The organism is Sphingomonas phyllosphaerae, from assembly GCF_036946485.1.
GTDB classification, from domain to species: domain Bacteria; phylum Pseudomonadota; class Alphaproteobacteria; order Sphingomonadales; family Sphingomonadaceae; genus Sphingomonas; species Sphingomonas phyllosphaerae_E.
On sequence record NZ_JAQIJA010000001.1, the window covers coordinates 14387 to 33702 of the forward strand.

The following is a 19316-nucleotide window of genomic DNA, read 5'->3' on the forward strand; positions in this document are numbered from 1 at the left end:
GGGAGGATCAATGCGTAAGATCACCATGCGCGGCGCCATGCTGGCCGCCGCCTCGCCGGTCGTGCTCACCATGGCGATGACCGCAAGCGCGTCGGCGCAGACTGCCACGCCCGACGCCGTCGCCACCTCGGCTGATCAGGTCGCCGCACCGACGCAGACCGACGACACCGCAGGCGACATCGTCGTCACCGGCATCCGCGCGTCGCAGGCGCGTGCGATCGAGGTGAAGCGCAACGCCGACAGCGTCGTCGAGGCGATCAGCGCGCAGGACATCGGCAAGCTGCCCGACGTCACCATCTCCGACTCGCTCCAGCGCATCGCCGGCGTCCAGATCCGTCGCGACGCGGGCGAAGGCGCGGCGATCAACATCCGCGGCCTGCCGCAGGTGACGACGCTGCTCAACGGCGAGCAGTTCCTCGGCGCCAATTCGGTCACGACCGTCCAGCCGAACTTCACCGACATCCCGTCGCAGCTCTTCTCGGGCGCGACCGTGTTCAAGTCGCCGACCGCCTCGCTGCAACAGGCGGGCCTGTCGGGCACCGTCGACCTGCTGACGCGGCGCCCGTTCGACCTGAAGCGTGGGCTGACCTTCTCGGCCGCCGCCGAGGGGCAGTACGGTGACAAGACCAAGAAGTGGAATCCGTCCGCCAACGGCCTGATCGCTTTCCGTGGCGAGCGCGTGGGCCTGCTGGTGTCGGCGGCGTACAGCGACCTGACGCTCGCCAACAGCTTCCGCGGGATTCAGGATTATGGCGTCGCGCTGAAGAACGAGAGCGGCAGCGCGACCAACGCCGGTGACTTCGCGGTCGGCAACAATGGCGTCAGCCGTGGCACGCCGGTGCGCAACGGCAGCGGCGCGATCGTCGGCTATGACGTGAACGGTGACGGCGACGCCAATGATGCGTTCATCACGCCGCAGTCGCACACCGCCTGGAACCGCATCACCGATCGTCAGCGCTTCGGTGCGAACGCCTCGTTGCAGTTCGAGATCAACGATGCGCTGCAACTGACCGCCGACGCCTTCTACACGCGCCAGACGCAATATGATCGCACGGCCGGTTTCCAGTTCCAGAATGTCGACTGGCTGTCGTCGCCGTTCCTGCCGACCAAGTCGCGCGACACCGGCGCGACGTCGGGCGGCTATAACGTCAACACCGTTCAGCAATATACGTACAGCCTGCCGAACTTCGACAGCTATGCGGAAACCTTCCGCACCAAGAGCGAGTCGCAGAACTACAACCTGCAACTCGACTGGAAGCCGTCCGAAACCTTCAAGGCGACCGTCCGCGGCATCTATGGCAAGGCGTATCGCAACCGCGACCAGTCCTACACCCAGTTCAGCCTGACCAACGGGCGTCAGTGGGCGTATAACGGCGTCGGCAATTATCCCGGCGGCGACGTCACCTTCAACCCGACCGGCTATTCGATCTACAGCGATACCGCGACCGTCGATTATTCGAGCGGCGCACCGGTGTTCGGCTTCTCGCCGGGCTTCCTCGCGCAGGCGTCCGATCCGTCGCGCTATGGGCTGAAGACGATCTCGTCGGAGGGCAATCAGTATCAGAAGGGCGACATCTGGGCGTTGCGTGGCGATGCCGAGTGGCAGGCCAACGATCAGTTGAAGGTGGCGTTCGGCGGTCGCTATGGCGAGCGCAGCGTCAACCAGTTCACCTTCGACCGCGTCTCGCCCTTCTACGCCGGCAACCGCGACAATGCGGCCAATCCGGCGGCGGGCTGCCTCGTCAAGTGGAAGGCGTTCGACGTCAACCTGAACGACAAGTCGTGCCCGGTGCTCGATGCGCAGGGCAATGCCTATACCGCCGGTCTGACGCGGCAGGCGACCGACCCGATCTTCGCCGGGCTGATCAAGCAATATGCGCTGCCCGCCAATGGCGCGCCGAACCTCTACGTCCTCGATCCCAAGGCGATGGACGACAGCGAGGCGTGGCAGAACAAATTCTACCCGGGCAGCCAGAACCTCGTGAACCCGGCGCTGTCGTTCGACGTGCACACGCGCCAGATCTCGGGCTATGCGCAGGTCTCGGGCGAGGGCGAATTGCTGGGGATGCCGTTCCGCGCGAACGGTGGCCTGCAGGTCGTCAACACGAAGCTCAACGTCCGCCAGAATATCGTCGGCAACCCGCAGCCCTATGGCGTGTCGGGCGTCGACGCGGGCGATCTGGTGACCAAGCGCGAGTTCACCGACTTCCTGCCGTCGATCAACATCGCGTTCGACGTGACCAGCAAGCTGCGCGCGCGTGCTGCCTTCTCGAAGACGATGACGTTGCTCGACTTCCAGCAATGGGGCGGTGGCCTGAACGTCGGTTACGCGATCAACACCACGATCAATCCGGCGCGGTTCGAGGCGCAGACCGCCACCTCGGTCGGCAACCCGAACCTCAATCCGTGGCGCGCGACCAACGTCGAGGGCAGCTTCGAATATTACACCGGACGGTCCAGCCTGCTGGCGGTGGGCGCCTTCTACATCGCGGTCGACAGCTTCATCTCGAACACGACCGAGATCCGTAACGACATTCCCGACAACGACGGCGTGATCCGCCGCCCGGTCGTCACCAACACGCTGGCGCAAGGCGAGGGCGGGACGCTGAAGGGCATCGAGGCGTCGGCGCGGCAGTCGCTGGCCGATTACGGCGTCAACGGCTTCCTCGGCGGATTCGGCGTCGATGCGAACTATACGCTGTCGCTGGGCGATGCCGGGCTGGTCGATCTGGCCGGCAACAACCAGCCGTTCCAGGACAATTCGAAGCATCAGGTCAATGCGGCGCTGTGGTTCGAAAAGTACGGGTTGCAGGCGCGCGTCGCCTATAACTACCGCTCGAAGCGGCTGGTGTCGTCGAACTACGGCGGGATCGTCGGGCTGGCGCAATATCAGGCGCCGACCAACTATCTCGACGCGTCGATTTCGTATGACGTGACGCCGTTCATCACGCTGTACGGGCAGGCGTCGAACCTGACCGCCGAGACCGAGCGTTATTACCTGACCTGGACCGATCAGGTGTTCAACGAGAACATCTACGAGCGGCGCTTCATCGGCGGGGTGCGCGTGCGTTTCTGATCAAGCGGAGGCGGGGTCGTCGGTGATTGACGACCCGGCCGTTTGCTGCGTCATTGCGAGCGAAGCGAAGCAATCCAGAGCCCGGCGCGCGACGCTCTGGATCGCTTCGCTTCGCTCGCGATGACGGGCAGGGGCGGGGGCAAGAAGCGACATGCGTGATCCGATACGATCGATCGTGATCGTCGGCGGGGGAACGGCGGGCTGGATGGCCGCGACGTTCCTCGCGCGGCGGCTGGCGCATCTGCGGCTGGCGATCACCGTCGTCGAAAGCTCGGCGATCGGGACGATCGGGGTCGGCGAGGCGACGGTGCCCGCGATCCGCGACTTCTTCGCCGCGATCGACCTGGGCGAGGCGGATGTGCTTCGCGAAACCGAGGCGACGATCAAATACGGCATTCGCTTCGCCGGATGGAAGGAGCGCGGACACGACTTCTTCCATCCGTTCGGCCTGTACGGTGTCGGCGCGAACGGGGTGGCTTTCCACCATTACTGGCTGAAGCAGCGCGCGGGCGGCGATCGCACGCCGCTCGGCGCTTATTGTCTGGCGACGCAGCTGGCGGAGCGCGGGCTGTTCCTGCCGCCGCTCGATCAGCCCGCCAACGATCTGGGCGTGTTCAACTTCGCGGTGCATTTCGATGCGTCGAAATTCGCGGCGCTGCTGCGGCGACTCGCGCTCACCAATGGCGTGCGGCACGTCGATGCGCGGATCACCGATGTCGTGCGCGATGGCGAGGACGGTCGTGTCACCGCGGTGAGGCTCGACGACGAACGGGATATCGCGGGCGATCTGTGGATCGATTGTTCAGGGTTCCGTAGTCTGTTGCTGGGCGAGGCGCTGGACGTGCCGTTCGTCGACTGGCGGCGCTGGCTGCCGTGCGACCGCGCGGTGGCGATCCCGTGCGAGGCGGCGCAGGTGCACCGGCCGTTCACGACCGCGACCGCCACGCGCGCGGGATGGCGCTGGCACATCCCGCTGCGCCATCGGGTCGGCAACGGCCATGTCTATTGCTCGGACTTCATCGACGATGCGGCGGCGGAGGATGAACTGCTGGGGGCGCTGGAAGGCAAGCCGCTTGCGGAGCCGAACCGCATCCGCTTCACCGCCGGGCATCGCGCGCGCTTCTGGGAGAAGAACGTCGTCGGGCTGGGACTGGCGTCGGGCTTCCTCGAACCGCTTGAATCCACGAGCATTACGCTGATCCAGTCGGGACTGGAGCGGCTGATCCCGCTGTTTCCCACGCGCGATGTCGACCCGCGGCTGGCCGCGACCTACAATCGACAATCGGTGCTGGAGTTCGAGCGCATCCGCGACTTCCTGATGCTGCATTACAGTGGCAACCGACGTGTCGGTGAACCCTTCTGGGACCATGTCCGCGCGATCGGACCGACCGACGGATTGCAGGGCAAGCTCGATGCGTGGCGCGCGGCGGGCGAGTTCGTGCGGCGCGAATGGGACACGTTCCAGGACGCGAGCTGGCTGAGCATGTATGCGGGTTTCGACGACCTGCCCGCACGTTATGCGGTGCGCGCCGACGAGATCCCGGAGCATGACCTCCACGACAGCCTGACGCGGATGCGTGCGGCGATCGAGGGGACGCTGCGCCATGCCGAGCCGCATGCGGACTTCCTGACCCGCGTCCATGCAGGCCGGGCATGAACGTCGCGGGGCTGTTGCGTCTGACGGGCGCGAATATCGAACATGCCGGGCTCCACAACCAGCGCGTCGTGTTGCACGCGATCCGCGTCGCGGGATCGGCGACGCGGGCGGAAGTCGCGGCGGTCACCGGGCTGACCACCGCGACGGTTACCAATATAACCAACCGCTTGCTTGAGGAGGGCTTGCTCGACCGCGCCGGGCAGCGGCGCGGCGGGCGCGGGCAGCCTGCCACGCGCCTGTGCGTCAATCCCGATGGGGCGTTTGCGATCGGGGTGAACATCGACCGCGATCACCTGACGATGGTGGTGGTCGATTTCGAAGGGCGGTCGCGGGCACGGATCAGCCGCGAGCTGGCCTATTCGAGTCCCGAGGACGTCCAGCGCTTCTATCGCGAGCATGTCCATAAGCTGTTGGAACAGGGCGGGATAACCCCCGAGGCGCTGAGCGGGATCGGGGTGGCGCGGCCGGACGACCTCGGCGCGATCGACCTGCCGGGGCGGCCGCGCGACTATGATCGCTGGTCGACGCACGACGTCGCCTCGCTGTTTGCCGAACCGCTCGATCTGCCGGTGACGGTCGAGAATGACGCGGCGGCGGCGGCGATCGGCGAGATGCAGTTCGGGCTCGGGCAGCAATATGCGAGCTTTTTCTATCTGTTGATTACCGTCGGGCTTGGCGGGGGCGTGGTGGTCAATTCGCTCTACGATCGCGGGGCGAATGGGCGCAGCGGCGAGATCGGGTTCCTGATGGTCGACGGCCCCGACGGGCGGCGCGTGCCGTTGCAGGAGGTGCTGTCGATCGGCGGGCTGGCGCGGGCGCTGGAAGCCAAGGGTCTGGGCGGGCAAGAAATTCATGCCCTGAACCTGGACGATCCGGCGGTGGCGGCGGTGACCGACGACTGGGTGGCGCGTGCCGCCGACGCGCTGGCGCCGTCGTTGGTGGCGGTCAGTTGCCTGCTCAACCCGGGCGCGGTGCTGGTCGGGGGGCGGTTGCCGGTCGCGCTGGTCGAGCGGCTGGGGCAGGCCACCAGCGCGCTGATGCAGCGCGATGGCGGCTATGCCCCTGTTCTAGCGCCGATTCGTACTGCTGCGCTGGCGGAGGATTCGCCGGCGATCGGGGCGGCGTTGCTGGCGTTCGGGCATCTGATGCTGCCGGCCGATACGCCGGGGCGGCAGCCTGACGCGATGATTTCACGAGACAAAGGGCGATAAGATGACGCGCGGGACCACGATGATCGCCGGGATGTTGCTGGCCGGGAGCGCGCAGGCGCAGGAAATCGGCAATGCGGGGCCGTATAATGCGCGCTTCTTGCAGGGCGGTATCGGGATCGAGCGGCCATTGGAGCGGGCGGAGACACTTGTTGTCGCCGGGGCGCCGTACACGATCGCCACCTGGATCGACGCTGGGGCGCAGAACGATGCGTCGGGGACGCTGATCCGCCTTGGAATGCCAGCCGCCGCGCGCGCCCTGTCGCTCGAAAAGGGACGGATGGTGCTGCGCGATGGCGCGACGGTGCTGCGTGGTCCCATCGTGCCGAAGGGCTGGCATCACCTCGCTGCCGTTTCGGACGGTGGGCGGGTGACCTTGTACCTCGACGGCCGCCGCGTCGGCGGCGGGGCGGCGCGATCCAGCGCGGTGGCCGCGCAGATCGCGATCGCACCGGCGGACGCAGGTCAGCCGCATTTCGGCGGGCAGATGATCGATGCGCGGGTGTCGGGGACGGCGCTCGATGCGCGGCAGGTCGCGGCGGCGGCGCGGGTAAAACCCGATGCGGCGCTGGTGCAGATGACCGAGGTCGGGGTCGGCTGGCCGTTCCAGAAGCAGGCCAATATCGGGCTGACGACGCAGCAGGACGCGTGGACGCTGCCGCAGTCGCGCGACGGTGCCTATAGCGCGCCGGTCGCCAAGCCGGTGGCGCAGGTCGCGGCGATGCAGCCGGTGGCGGACAATCGCTGGCAGGTGAACGGCTGGACACTCGCCGCCGCGCCCGACGTCAAGGGTGACGGCGCGACGCTGTCGCGGCCCGGCGCGCCTTCGGGGACGTGGCGGGCGGCGACGGTGCCGGGGACGGTGTTGCAGACGCTGGTCGATCGCGGCGTCTATCCCGATCCCTATTACGGGCTGAACAACCTCAAGATTCCGGAGAGCCTCGCGCGGCAGGATTACTGGTACCGCACGCGCTTCACCGTTCCCGATGCGGCGGCGGGCAAAAGGCTGACATTGGTGTTCGGCGGGATCAATTATGCGTCGGAGATTTGGGCGAACGGGCAGCGCCTCGGCGAGACGCATGGCGCGTTCGTGCGCGGGCAGTTCAATTATGTGCCGGTCGCGGGGGAGAATGTCATCGCGGTGCGCGTGTCGCCGCCGCCGCATCCCGGCATCCCGCACGAACAGTCCGTCAAGGCGGGGGTCGGCGAGAATGGCGGGCAGCTCGCGATCGACGGGCCGACCTTCGTCGCGACCGAGGGCTGGGACTGGATCCCCGGCATCCGCGACCGCAACACCGGGCTGTGGCGGCCGGTCGAGCTGGTCGCGACCGGCGCGGTGCGGATCGGCGACCCGCATGTCGTCACCGATCTGCCGTTGCCGCGCACCGATCGCGCCGACGTCTATGTCACGGTGCCGCTCGACAATGGCGGCCCGGCGACGCCGGTGACGGTGCGCGTCGCGTTCGAGGGCGTGACGGTCGAGAAGCAGGTGACTGCGCCGACCGGCAAGAGCGAGGTGAGGTTCACCCCCGCCGAATTCCGCCAGCTGAGCGTCGCCAGCCCCAAATTGTGGTGGCCGAACGGCTATGGCGCGCCGCATCTGTATGACGTGACCTATCAGGTCGCGGATGCGCAGGGCGTCTCGGACCAGCGCAAGGCGCGGTTCGGGATCCGCGAGGTCAGTTACGACCTGTCGCTGTTCGATGCGGCGGGCGCGTTGCGGCGGGTGAACGTCCAGACCACCGATGGCGGGCTGGCGGGGACGCCGCTGATCGACATCCGCCACGCCGCGATCAAGCAAACGCCGACCGGCTGGGCGGAGTCGCTGACTCCGGCGGGCGAGCAATCGCGCGCGGTGACGCCGATCACCGAGACCTTGCCCGAGCCGCATCTGACGATCCGCGTCAACGGTGTGCGGATCGCGGCGCGCGGCGGCAACTGGGGCATGGACGATGCGATGAAGCGCGTCAGCTATGACCGGCTCGCGCCCTATTTCCGCCTCCAGCGCGAAGCGCATATGAACATCATCCGCAACTGGATGGGCAACAACAACGAAGAGGAGTTCTTCGACCTCGCCGACGAGAACGGCATGATGGTCCTCAACGACTTCTGGCAGTCGACGCAGAACTTCCAGATCGAACCGGAAGATGCGTCGCTGTTTCTCGACAATGCGCGCGACACGATCGTGCGCTATCGCAACCATCCGTCGATCATCCTGTGGTTCGGGCGCAACGAGGGCGTGCCCTATCCGGTGCTCAACGAAGGGCTGGCGAAGGCGGTGTTCGAGCTGGACGGGACGCGCTGGTTCACGGGCAGCTCGAACGTCGTGAACCTGCAAGGCTCGGGACCGTACAATTACCGCGCGCCGGTCGGCTATTTCACCGATCTCGCCACCGGCTTCTCGGTCGAGACGGGCACGCCGTCGCTGTCGACCGCCGAGTCGATCGCCAGCTATGTGCCGGCGGGCGACCGCTGGCCGCTGGGCGACGTGCTCGCCTATCACGACTGGCATTTCGGCGGGAACGGCGACACCAAGACGTTCATGGCCGCGCTCGATCGGATGTACGGCGCGGGGACCAGCTTCGCCGATCTCGAGCGCAAGGCGCAGATGATGAACCTCGAAACGCACAAGGCGATGTACGAGGGGTTCCTGGGGCATTTGTGGACCAAGAATTCGGGGCGGCTGCTGTGGATGACGCACCCGGCGTGGCCATCGAACGCGTGGCAGATCTATTCGTGGGATTACGACACGCAGGCGTCCTATTACGGGGCGAAGAAGGCGGTCGAACCGCTGCACGTCCAGCTCAACCTGCCGGGCAACGAACTGGTGGTGCTCAACACCACGCAGGCCGATGCCAAGGGGCTGATCGCGCGGGTGAAGGTGGTCGGGCTCGACAATCGTGAATTGTTCGCGCGCGACACCAAGCTGGACGCGCTCGCCAATCGCGCGACCGCGCTGGCGGCGGTGCCGCTCGACGGGCTGTTCGCGGCGAACCCGCTGGTGCTGGTCAAATTGTCGCTGGTCGGCGCGGACGGGGCGGCGGTGTCGGAGAACTTCTACTGGCGCGGGCGCGACGAGGGCGCGTATCGTGCGCTCGAGACGCTGGCCCCGGCGGCGCTGACCGCGCGGGCGGCGGCACCGGTGGTCGAGGGTGCGGATCGCGTCGTGCGGGTGACGCTGGCGAACGACACCGCGACGCCCGCGCTCAACGCCAAGCTGACGCTGGTCGACGCGCAGGGCAAGCGCATCCTGCCGGCCTTCTACGACGACAATTACGTCTCGCTGCTGCCCGGCGAGCGGCGTGCGATCGCGATCCGCTATCCGGCGGCGGTCGCGGGTGCACCGCGCGTGACGCTGGGCGGGTGGAACGTGCCCGCCGCGACGATCCCGGCCGGGTGATTGACGGCGCGGGACAAAAAGCGTTGGCTGCGGTCATGAACGATGATCGAACCCTGATGATGACGCGGCGCGCCTGTGTCGGTGGCCTGATGGCGCTGGGCGCGCTCCCGGTGCGGGCGGCGGTCGCCGCACCCGCGTTATGGGTCGGCACCTATGTCGCCGAGGGCGGGGCGGGCGTGGTGCCGCTGCGCAAGACGGGTGACGCATGGGGAAGCGGCGCGGCGGTGCCGGACATCCGCAACGCCTCGTTCGCCGTGAGTGGCGCGCGCGGGCTGCGCTACGTGCTCGACGAGCAGAAGCAGGGCGGGCTGGGCGTCTATGATCGCGCGTTCCGCCGGGTGGCGGTGTCGTCGACGCTGGGCGCGGACCCGTGCCATGCCGCGCTGTCGCCGGATGGCGGGATGCTGGCGGCGGCCAATTATTCGAGCGGGAGCGTCGCCTTGTGGACGCTCGATCGCGCGACCGGGCTGCCGAAGGGGCCGGTGCTCGCGCTCCAGCACAAGGGCAGCGGCCCGAACAAGGAGCGCCAGGCCGGACCGCACGCGCATTGGGTTGGCTTCACGCGCGACGGGCGGACGCTGCATTCGGTCGATCTCGGCGCGGATGCGATCTTCGCGCACCGGCTCGGGGCAAGTGGCGTGACCGGGACCGACATCGCCTATCGCGCGACGCCGGGGTCGGGGCCGCGGCATCTGGCGCGGCATCCGCGCCTGCCGGTCGCCTATCTGGTCGCGGAGCTGGCGAATACGGTGACGGTGTTGCGGGCGCTGCCGGACGGACGCTTCGTGGCGCGCAAGGTGCTGTCGACGGTGCCGCGTGCGTATCGCGGCGAGAGCTATGCCGGGCATATCGCGATGAACGCGGCGGGCACGCGGCTGTATGTCTCGAACCGCGGGCACGACAGTATCGCGACCTTCGCGATCGACGGCGCGGGCGACCTGCGGCCGATCGGGCATGTCGCCAGCGGGGGGCACTGGCCGCGCTATTTTCGGCTGCTGGAAGCGAGCGGCGAAATGCTGGTCGCCAACCAGCGATCGGGCGATGTCGCGCGGTTGCCGGTCGGGCGCGATGGCGTGGTGGCGCGGGCGACGCAGGTGGTGCGGATCCCGTCGGCGGTGTTCATCGGCATCTGACGGCGATCTTCCCGCGCGTCGGGGGAACCCGCGCCCGCCAGCGATGTACGAGGAGGGCCTTGATCCCGGGCGACGTGCGTGTTGGCACCCTATCGTAACCTCCCGCGTTCAGCGGGGATGACACAGGATGACAAACGCTGGATGCGCGAGGCGATCAGGGTCGCGCGGTCCAAGGGCAGCGACCCTTCGACCTCGCCGCTGGGATCGGTGATCGTGCGCGGCGGGCGGGTGATCGCCGCCGAGCGCAACCAGACCCACGAACTGCCCGACGCCACCGCGCATGCCGAGATGATGGCGATCCGGCGCGGGTGCGAGGCCGAGGGCGAGTTGGAGCTGCGCGACGCGACGCTCTATTCGACGCTTCAGCCGTGCGGGATGTGCACGATGGCGTCGATCTGGTCGAAGGTCGGACGGGTCGTTTATGGCGCAGGGCGCGACGACGTTCATGCGATGTATTTCGAGGCGAAGCATGTCGACACGCTGTCGTTCATCGCCGACGCGTATCGCGACGATATCGTGATCGAGGGTGGGTGCCTGCGCGAGGAATGTGCGGCGCTCTACTATCCGCCGGATGCCGAGCTGCCCGAGGAGGAGCAGGCGAATTTGTAGAGCGGGTCGTCTTCTTCTGTCATCCCGGACTTGATCCGGGATCCCGCTTCTTCTTACCCGGTTGCGAAGAAGAAGAAGCGGGGCCCCGGATCAAGTCCGGGGCGACGGGCATCGGCCACGCCTCATCAGCGTCTCCCGCTAGACCCAGATCCTCGCCGGCTTCTGAACGCCGGTCAGCAATATAAATCAGGTTCGAACGGGATATTTCCGATTGTTGCCGGGTTGGGCGCGCGAACGGTGAAGGAGCGCGGACCATGGCGACGGTGGCGGATACGCTCGGCGGTGCTTCGCCGTCGCGTGACGATGCGCGCAGGCGCGCGACGCGGCCGCTGGAGGCGCTCAACTTCTTCATGGCGGACATGCAGGCGGGAATCGGCCCGTTTCTGGGCGTGTTCCTTCAGCAGCGCGGCTGGACCGCGGGGCCGATCGGCTCGGTGATGACCGCCGGCGGGGTCGCCGGGATGCTGATGACCGTGCCCGCGGGCGCGTTCATCGATCATACCGAGAAGAAGCGGCTGGTGGTGATCGTCACCGGCATCTGCACCGTCATGGCGTCGTTCCTGATCCTGTTCTCGCAGGCCGGATGGGTGGTGACGGTCAGCCAGGTCGCGACGGCGATCGCGGGGGCGGCGATCGGGCCGGCGGTGACCGGCATGACGCTGGGGATCGTCCGCCAGAAAGGCTTCAACGCGCAGAACGGGCGCAATCAGGCGTGGAACCATGCCGGCAACATGGTCGGCGCGGGGCTGTCGGGGTATCTCGGCTGGCGGTTCGGGATGCCGGCGATCTTCTATCTCGCCGCAGCGTTCGGGGTGCTGGCGATCACCAGCGTGTTGATGATCCCGGAGAAGGCGATCGACCACCGGGCCGCGCGCGGGCTGGAAAAGGGCGACGACGACGGCGCCGACGCCGGACAGGCCGAAGGCTTCCGCGCGCTGCTCCGCAACAAGCCGATGCTGGTGCTCGCCGCCGCGCTGGCGTGCTTCCATCTCGGCAATGGCGCGATGCTGCCGCTCTACGGGCTGGCGGTGGTCGGCGCGGGGAAGGGCAATGCGGCGATCTTCACCGCCGAGACGGTGGTGGTGGCGCAGGCGGTGATGATCGTCGCCGCGCTGGTCGCGACGCGGATGTCGGCGGGGCGCGGTTACTGGCTGGTGCTGTTGATCTCGTTCGCGGCGCTGCCGGTGCGCGGCGCGCTGGCGGGGACGTTCATCGAACATTGGGGGGTGTGGCCGGTCCAGGCGCTCGACGGGATCGGCGCGGGGTTGCAGAGCGTCGCGGTGCCCGGCCTCGTCGCGTGCCTGTTGAACGGGACGGGCCGTGTCAATGTGGGTCAGGGGGCGGTGATGACGGTGCAGGGGGTCGGGGCGTCGCTGAGCCCGGCGATCGGCGGGTGGCTGGCGCAGGAACTCGGCTATCACGTTGCTTTCTATATCCTCGGCAGCTTCGCTTTGATCAGCGTCGCGCTGTGGGTGGTGTTCGCGGGCGTGGTGCGCGAGGCCTGCGCGACGGCGCAGGCGTGACGCGGGCGCTGGCGGCGGGCGGAGTGTTGCGGCAGGAGCGTGGCATGATGAAGCTGTCGGCGCGCGCGCAATGATCCTTGCCACGGGGGCGACCTGGGGGATTTGCGCCGCCGCGACCGCGGGGGTGATCGCGCGGCCGTTCCGCTGGCCGGAGGCGATCTGGGCGGTGGCGGGGGCGGTGGCGCTGCTGCTGTTCGGGCTGGTGACGCCGGGCGACGCGCTGGCGGCGGTGGCGAAGGGCAGCGACGTCTATCTGTTCCTGATCGGCATGATGCTGCTGAGCGAAACCGCGCGCGAGCAGGGGCTGTTCGACTGGGTCGCGGCGACCGCGGTCGGCCGTGCCAAGGGCTCGCCCAAGCGGCTGTTCCTGCTGGTCTATGCGACCGGGGTGGTGACGACGACCTTTCTGTCGAACGATGCCACGGCGGTGGTGCTGACCCCGGCGGTCTATGCCGCGGCGCGCAAGGCGAAGGCCGAGCCGCTGCCGTTGCTGTTCGCGTGCGCGCTGATCGCCAATGCGGCGAGCTTCGTGCTGCCGATCTCGAACCCGGCCAATCTGGTGCTGTATGGAGGGAAGATGCCGCCGCTGGGGGCGTGGTTCGCGTCGTTTGCCTTGCCGTCGGTAGCGGCGATCGTGGTGACGTTCTTCACCTTGCGCCATGTCGAGCGCGCGCGGTTGACGGGGACGTGCGAGGCGGCGGTGACGCGCGAACCGCTGAGCGCGGCGGGCAAGGCGGCGCTGGCAGGGATCGCGGCGACGGCGGGGTTGTTGCTGGTGGTTTCGGCGCTCGACCGGCCGTTGGGGCTGCCGACCTGTGTCGCGGGCGTGGCGACGATGTTGGGGGTGGCGGCGCTGGTGCGGCGCTCGCCGATCGCGACGATGCGATCGGTGTCGTGGAGCGTGCTGCCGCTGGTCGCCGGGCTGTTCGTGCTGGTCGAGGCGCTCGATCGCACCGGCGTGATCGCGTGGGTGGCGAGCGGCTTGCGCGGTGTGGCGGCGGACCCGGTGCGTGGGGCGGCGTGGAGCGGGACGATCCTCGCGTTCGCGTCGAACCTGATGAACAATCTTCCCGCCGGGCTGATCGCGAGCACTGCGGTGGCGCAGGCGCAGCCGCCGCGAGTGATCGTCGATGCGCTGCTGATCGGGGTCGATCTGGGGCCGAACCTGTCGATCACCGGCAGCCTCGCGACGATCCTGTGGTTGCAGGCGATCCGGCGCGAGGGAGAGGACGTCGGATTCTGGCGGTTCCTGAAGGTGGGGGCGGCGACGATGATACCGGCGCTGGTCGCGGCGTTGGGGATGCGGTTGGTGATCAGCTGATCCGTCATTGCGAGCGTAGCGAAGCAATCCAGGGTTGGATCAGGACGCCCTGGATTGCTTCGCTACGCTCGCAATGACGGGCAATTACCGGTGCGCGGTGCGGAGTTTGGCGACGCCGATGCTGTCCATCATCAGCTCGTATTGCGCGGGCGAGAAGCCGGCGTGGAGGAAGCGCTTCAGCTCCTCGGTCGGGATCGTATAGCCGTAATGCCAGCCGAGCACCGCGATGCGGCGGAGTGCCTCGAGCCGCTCGTCGGCGAGCATGTGGTTGTGCGGCGGCTTGAAGAGCACCGCCATTGCCTTGGCGATCCGGCCGGGCTTGTCGAGCGACCACAGCCGGTCCTTGCGCGCGAGCGCCACCACCGACCATTCGAGCGCGCTGAGCCGCGCCGGCGCGTCGGTGGGCAGCGGATCGGCGCAGGGCGCGACGACCGAGGCGGGGAGGGGGGCGGTGGTGACGACCGAGCGATCGTCGTCGAGCATCAGATAGGCCATGGGCGAACTCCCTTGGAAACGGGCGGGCGCAGCCGTTCCCGGCGTCGCGGACGACGGGTGGAAGCGCTGGCAGATGAAAGGCAAAGAGCGGGCGGGTCGCGCCCCTTTCAAGACGCGCCGGTACGAACGAAGCGACGAGGATCCATGAGCGGCTCCTGCGATGCGGAGGAACCGCGCTGGCTCCTCATTCCATACCGTGTGGTATATAAACCGACCGAACGCCCGTCAACGGCTTTGTGTACCGATCGGTAATTTATTTTTCGATCAGGATGTCGGCCACATGGACAGCGCAATCGTCACCACGCCGTCGAGATCGTCGCGGGTTGCGCCCGAGGTGGCGAGCACCGCCATCCCCTGCAGGATGGCATAGAGGTAATAGGCCAGTCCCTGTGGATCGAGATGCTGCGGGAGGTCGCCGTCCTGCCGCGCCTGTTCGAAGCGTGTGACCAGCGCGGCGTTCGACGATTGCCGGCGCTGCATGATGTGCGCCTTGATCGAATCGCCCTCCGCGCCGCAGGCGGTGGCGCTGATGACGCCCATGCAGCCTTTGGGATCGCAGGTGCTGGTCTGCGCCGCGACCGCGCCGCGCATGAAATGCTCGGCGACCGCACGCGCGGTCGGCTGTTTCAGCGCCTCGCGGGTATAGGCCAGCTTTTCCGCCTCATAGCGGTCGAGCGCCTGGTGGAAGAGCTGTTCCTTGTTGCCGAACGCGGCGTAAAGGCTGGGCTTGGTGATGCCCATCGCGGCGGTCAGGTCCGCCATCGACGCGCCGTCATAGCCCTTGGCCCAGAAGATGCCGAGCGCCGCCGACAGCGCCGCATCGGGGCAGAATTCGCGCGGACGCCCACGGGTGGGAGCGGGGGCGTCGGCGGTGGTGATCGATTCCATAACGACCGGTATATAATGACGCCGACCCACGCCGTCGAGGGGCGGTGGCGGCCTCAGGCGTGGGCGCCGTCCCGGATCGACGACAGCCATAGCGGAAAGGTGGCCTGAACCGGCACGCCGAGCGGCGACATGCGCGCATGGACGAGCGCGAGCAGGGCGAGCGGGAGGTCGAGCACGACCGGGGATGTGCCGTCGTATCGGTCGCGGACGAGGCAGAGATGATAGCGGCGATCGCTGGGCTCGCCGGGCTGATCGGCGGTGATCGCGGCGTCGAGCGCCTCCTCGACGATCGTCCACGCGAACAAGGGATCGGTGGCGATGATCGCGGCGGCGTTGAGCCGGGCCAGATCGGAGACGAAGCTGAAGACGAGATCGCGCCCGGCGCGGTCGCTGGCGAACCAGCGGGCGTGCGGCGGATTGGCCTCGGCATCGCCGCGGACGAGATCGAGCGGGCGTTGCGGGACCCAGCGCGCGAGCCAGGCATCGATCCGCGCCCCTTCGGCCAGCGCCGCGTCGCCCCCGGCGAGCAGCGCGGTGCCATCCAGCCCCTCGCGCGCGAGCCTAGCGATGACGGTGGCGATGCGATCGGCGTCGCAGGCAAGGAAGCGGGCGAGGTTCTCCGCGCGATCCGCGGCGCTCAACGTGTGCGGATCGCCGCGATGGACGGGCGGGTCGGGCGGATAGTCGCCGAGCCGCGCGGACAGCGCGGCATAGGGGTCGTCACCGTCATGCTGCGCGGACGACGTGCGGCCGGCGAACCAATCGGAAATCCTCGACATGCGCGCGATCTACCAGTCGCCGGCGACGGCGGCCAGCGCTCAGAACCAGCCGCGCACGGTGTCGAAGATGCCGCGCCCGGCCGAGTCGCCGGCCAGCCCGCCCGCGACGCCGCCGATGATCCCGCCGACGACCGTGCCGACGCCCGGGAAGATCGCGGTGCCGATCGCCGCGCCCGCGGCCGCGCCGCCCCAGCCGCCGGCCGCGCCGCCCGCGAGGCCCGACAGGCTGCGCCCGGTATTCTCGCCGATCTGGTTGCCATCCGCGTGGAAGGCGGAGCCGACCTCAACCACGTCCATCGCGATCGCGACCGGGCGGGCGACCTTGCCGACCGTGCCGAGCACCTGCCCGGCGCGCACCGCGCCCGCGCCTTCCTGTAGCGCGGCCTCGCCGCTGCGCGCGATCGTGCTGCCCTGCGTCTCCAGCGCCGCGCCGGTGGTGCGCGCGGTCTGATTGGCGGCGAGGCGATTGATGTCCATCGTCGCTTCGCGTGCGGCCTGACCGGAGTTGGTGGTGTAGCCGACCTTCGATTCGGTCTCGACCCGGACGTTCAGGCGCGGATCGGCGTTCGGACGCTGGGCCACGACGTCGACCACCCGCGCGCCGTTCTGGACGCGGTTGGCGGGATCGGGCGCGGTGGTGACGTCGAAGCCGGCGGCGCGGTAGCGGTCGCCGATCGCCTGTTCCGCGACCGAGCCGTTGACGTTGTTGGCCTGGCCCCGGGTCAATCCCTGTCCCTGCCCGACGCTGCCGGCGGGCGCGGGGTTGGTCCAGGTCGCGACCTCGATCCCGCCGGCGCGCAGCCGGTTGGCGAGCGGACCGCTGAGCCCGCCGGCCTGCGTCCAGGCGCTGGTCGTCCCCTCCCAACGGACCGACAGGATCGGATTGTCGGTGAGCAATTGCGTGCCGCGCGCGGTGAGGGTGGCGCCTTGTTCGACCAGCGCGCTGCCCTGCGCGGCGAGCGCCTGTCCGCGCGCGACCTGATCCGCGCCCGCGCCGATCACCCGGTTGGCGGCCGGGATCGTCGCGCCCGACACGGTCGTGCCGAGCGGCGTGTCGTTGTTGTTCGCCGGTTGCGACGCGCGGGCGGCCGCCTGAACGTCGGCCGACAGACGACCGACGTCGCCGACGCCGCCCGCACGCCCGACCTCCGCCTCGATCGCGGCATAGGCCGCACTGGCCGCCGCCGGATCGCTGCGCGCCGCGGTCACGACCTGATCGGCGAGCGCGCGGGTGTCGATCCGGCCGGTCGCGGGATCGGTGGCGGCGCGGACCATGGTCGACGCCACTTGTGCCGGATTGGCCGGCGGCAGCGCCGACTGGGTCGCGCGCGCGACCGCGCCGTTCGACGGCGGCGGCGCGGGCGGTGGGGGAGGCGGCGCGGAGGGGGCAGCGGTGCAGTTCGTCGAACTGGCGGCGTCGAGCATGAAGATGTCCTTCCGCCCCCCATCTGTCATGCGCGCGGCGCGGCGCGCCATCATCGTTTCGATTAGCCGCGATCGACATCCATCGCGCCCCATCCTCTTCCGTCATCCCGGACCTGATCCGGGATCTCGCTGTCGCCGCGGTTGCCAAAGAAGCGGGGCCCCGGATCAAGCCCGGGGCGACGAAGGGAAAGACGTCGGTCAACAAGGGGGCGATCAGCCATAAGAGCGTGAGGGTCGATCGGCTCCAAGCCCGATGTACGGGCTTCAGCGGCATCGCCGGTGGGTCACCGCACGGGGTGGCCAATCGGCGTCGTAGCGGACAGAAGGAGCGTAGACCCCCAGCCGTTTCGAGGATTCATGGACGCCGCGTCATCCCCTGCACCGCTCGATCGCTGTGCGCTGCGCCCGATCAGCGTCGCGGAGCTGTTCACGATCGGGGTGGGGCCGTCGAGTTCGCACACCGTCGGGCCGATGCGCGCGGCGTTCGACTTCGCGCAGCGCGCGATCGGGCTGGCGCAGGACGTGGTCGGCGTCCGCTGCGACCTATATGGCTCGCTGGCGCTGACCGGGCGCGGCCATGCCACCGATACCGCGGCGATCCTCGGGCTGGCGGGGTGGGAGCCCGAGCGCGTCGACCCGGATGAAGCCCCCGCGCTGCTGGAGGTGATCCGCGACACCTCGCGCTTGCGGCTGGCGGGCGCGCGGACGATCCCGTTCGCGGAGGCGGCGGACATCGTGTTCCATCCGCGCGACTTCCTGCCCGAACATCCCAACGGGATCGGCTTCACCGCGCGGCTGGCGGACGGGACCGGCTATACCGAGACCTATTTCTCGATCGGCGGCGGCGCGATCCTGCGCAAGGGCGCGCCGGTCGCGGCGGGCAATGTCGCGGTGCGCTATCCGTTTTCGTCGAGTGCGGAGCTGCTCGCGCTGGGCGATGCGACCGGGCTGACGATCGCCGAGATCGTGCGCGCCAACGAGGAAGCGTGGCGCAGCGGCGACGAGGCCGACGCCTTTCTCGACGCGGTCCATGCGGCGATGGATGCCTGCATCGACCGCGGCATCGCGCAAGACGGCGTGCTGCCGGGCGGGTTGAAGGTGCGGCGGCGGGCACGCGCGCTGGAACAGGCGCTGACCGGCAACACGCCGGGGCGCAACCCGGCCGAGGTGTTCGAATGGGTCAGCCTGTGGGCGCTGGCGGTGAACGAAGAGAATGCCGCGGGCGGGCGCGTCGTCACCGCGCCGACCAACGGCGCGGCGGGCGTGTTGCCGGCGGTGCTGCGCTTCTACGAGACGCTGGTGGCGCAGACCAAGCCTGCGCCGGTGCGGCAGCAGGGCGTGCGGCGGTTCCTGTATACCGCGGCGGCGATCGGGATGCTCTACAAGAAGCGCGCGTCGATCTCGGCCGCCGAGATGGGGTGCCAGGGCGAGGTGGGCGTCGCCTGTTCGATGGCGGCGGGCGCGCTGGCGGCGGTGCTGGGCGGCACCAACCGTCAGATCGAAAACGCCGCCGAGATCGGGATGGAGCACAACCTCGGGCTCACCTGCGACCCGATCGGCGGGCTGGTGCAGATCCCGTGCATCGAGCGCAACACGATGGGCGCGGTGAAGGCGATCAACGCGGCCTATCTGGCGCTGCGCGGCGACGGCAGCCATGTCGTCAGCCTGGACGCGGTGATCGAGACGATGCGGCAGACCGGCGAGGACATGCGCACGCAATATAAGGAAACGAGCCTCGGCGGGCTGGCGGTGAACGTCGTGGAATGTTGATCCGGGCGGCCGCGGGACACAAGCGGGCGGGA

General features: G+C 68.8%; 13 protein-coding genes. 9 read left to right on the top strand and 4 right to left on the bottom strand.

The window, feature by feature from the left end; translation table 11 throughout:
• Positions 1–10: 10 nt before the first annotated feature.
• The 8 genes from PGN16_RS00090 (at position 11) to PGN16_RS00125 (ending at position 13927) form a co-directional block, all read left to right on the top strand.
• Entirely contained in the window at positions 11–3076 is a 3066-nt protein-coding gene (locus tag PGN16_RS00090; protein WP_335307393.1) for a TonB-dependent receptor, read from the top strand.
• Between the two features lie 151 nt (positions 3077–3227).
• Positions 3228–4733, top strand: coding sequence for a tryptophan halogenase family protein (locus PGN16_RS00095; protein ID WP_335307394.1), 1506 nt, complete (start codon positions 3228–3230; stop codon positions 4731–4733).
• Positions 4730–5944 (top strand): ROK family transcriptional regulator, encoded by a 1215-nt coding sequence (locus PGN16_RS00100; RefSeq protein WP_335307395.1) that lies wholly within the window; start codon positions 4730–4732, stop codon positions 5942–5944. Before PGN16_RS00095 ends, PGN16_RS00100 begins: the two co-directional genes overlap by 4 nt.
• A 1-nt stretch (position 5945) precedes the next feature.
• The gene (locus PGN16_RS00105; protein ID WP_335307396.1) at positions 5946–9341 is read left to right on the top strand and encodes a glycosyl hydrolase 2 galactose-binding domain-containing protein; all 3396 of its coding nucleotides are present in this window, start codon (positions 5946–5948) and stop codon (positions 9339–9341) included.
• A 35-nt stretch (positions 9342–9376) separates the two neighbouring features.
• Entirely contained in the window at positions 9377–10474 is a 1098-nt protein-coding gene (locus tag PGN16_RS00110) for a lactonase family protein (protein ID WP_335307397.1), read from the top strand.
• Between the two features lie 117 nt (positions 10475–10591).
• Entirely contained in the window at positions 10592–11083 is a 492-nt protein-coding gene (locus tag PGN16_RS00115) for a nucleoside deaminase (RefSeq protein WP_335307398.1), read from the top strand.
• A 254-nt stretch (positions 11084–11337) separates the two neighbouring features.
• Complete coding sequence (locus PGN16_RS00120) at positions 11338–12606, top strand: MFS transporter (protein ID WP_335307399.1); 1269 nt, start codon at positions 11338–11340, stop codon at positions 12604–12606.
• A gap of 70 nt (positions 12607–12676) precedes the next feature.
• On the top strand, positions 12677–13927 hold the full coding sequence (locus tag PGN16_RS00125; RefSeq protein WP_335307400.1) for an arsenic transporter: 1251 nt from the start codon (positions 12677–12679) through the stop codon (positions 13925–13927).
• An 84-nt stretch (positions 13928–14011) separates the two neighbouring features.
• Here PGN16_RS00125 and PGN16_RS00130 read toward each other — a convergent pair whose 3' ends face one another.
• From PGN16_RS00130 to PGN16_RS00145, 4 genes are all read right to left on the bottom strand, one after another.
• Positions 14012–14422, bottom strand: coding sequence for a hypothetical protein (locus PGN16_RS00130; protein WP_335307401.1), 411 nt, complete (start codon positions 14420–14422; stop codon positions 14012–14014).
• Positions 14423–14686: 264 nt separating this feature from the next.
• Positions 14687–15310 (bottom strand): TetR/AcrR family transcriptional regulator, encoded by a 624-nt coding sequence (locus tag PGN16_RS00135; protein ID WP_335307402.1) that lies wholly within the window; start codon positions 15308–15310, stop codon positions 14687–14689.
• Positions 15311–15363: 53 nt separating this feature from the next.
• Complete coding sequence (locus PGN16_RS00140) at positions 15364–16089, bottom strand: hypothetical protein (RefSeq protein WP_335307403.1); 726 nt, start codon at positions 16087–16089, stop codon at positions 15364–15366.
• A gap of 39 nt (positions 16090–16128) precedes the next feature.
• Complete coding sequence (locus PGN16_RS00145) at positions 16129–17565, bottom strand: hypothetical protein (protein WP_335307404.1); 1437 nt, start codon at positions 17563–17565, stop codon at positions 16129–16131.
• A gap of 306 nt (positions 17566–17871) precedes the next feature.
• Between PGN16_RS00145 and PGN16_RS00150 the strand changes: the two genes are divergently transcribed.
• Complete coding sequence (locus tag PGN16_RS00150) at positions 17872–19284, top strand: L-serine ammonia-lyase (RefSeq protein ID WP_335307405.1); 1413 nt, start codon at positions 17872–17874, stop codon at positions 19282–19284.
• Positions 19285–19316 lie beyond the last annotated feature (32 nt).

What these genes read in the sequence shown, in the direction of transcription:
- PGN16_RS00110 (WP_335307397.1), top strand. Translation starts at nt 9,377, where the DNA reads ATGAACGATGATCGAACCCTGATGATGACGCGGCGCGCCTGTGTCGGT.
- PGN16_RS00135 (WP_335307402.1), bottom strand. Translation starts at nt 15,310, where the DNA reads ATGGAATCGATCACCACCGCCGACGCCCCCGCTCCCACCCGTGGGCGT.
- PGN16_RS00095 (WP_335307394.1), top strand. Translation starts at nt 3,228, where the DNA reads ATGCGTGATCCGATACGATCGATCGTGATCGTCGGCGGGGGAACGGCG.
- PGN16_RS00100 (WP_335307395.1), top strand. Translation starts at nt 4,730, where the DNA reads ATGAACGTCGCGGGGCTGTTGCGTCTGACGGGCGCGAATATCGAACAT.
- PGN16_RS00130 (WP_335307401.1), bottom strand. Translation starts at nt 14,422, where the DNA reads ATGGCCTATCTGATGCTCGACGACGATCGCTCGGTCGTCACCACCGCC.
- PGN16_RS00125 (WP_335307400.1), top strand. Translation starts at nt 12,677, where the DNA reads ATGATCCTTGCCACGGGGGCGACCTGGGGGATTTGCGCCGCCGCGACC.
- PGN16_RS00140 (WP_335307403.1), bottom strand. Translation starts at nt 16,089, where the DNA reads ATGTCGAGGATTTCCGATTGGTTCGCCGGCCGCACGTCGTCCGCGCAG.
- PGN16_RS00145 (WP_335307404.1), bottom strand. Translation starts at nt 17,565, where the DNA reads ATGGCGCGCCGCGCCGCGCGCATGACAGATGGGGGGCGGAAGGACATC.
- PGN16_RS00150 (WP_335307405.1), top strand. Translation starts at nt 17,872, where the DNA reads ATGGACGCCGCGTCATCCCCTGCACCGCTCGATCGCTGTGCGCTGCGC.
- PGN16_RS00090 (WP_335307393.1), top strand. Translation starts at nt 11, where the DNA reads ATGCGTAAGATCACCATGCGCGGCGCCATGCTGGCCGCCGCCTCGCCG.
- PGN16_RS00120 (WP_335307399.1), top strand. Translation starts at nt 11,338, where the DNA reads ATGGCGACGGTGGCGGATACGCTCGGCGGTGCTTCGCCGTCGCGTGAC.
- PGN16_RS00105 (WP_335307396.1), top strand. Translation starts at nt 5,946, where the DNA reads ATGACGCGCGGGACCACGATGATCGCCGGGATGTTGCTGGCCGGGAGC.
- PGN16_RS00115 (WP_335307398.1), top strand. Translation starts at nt 10,592, where the DNA reads ATGACACAGGATGACAAACGCTGGATGCGCGAGGCGATCAGGGTCGCG.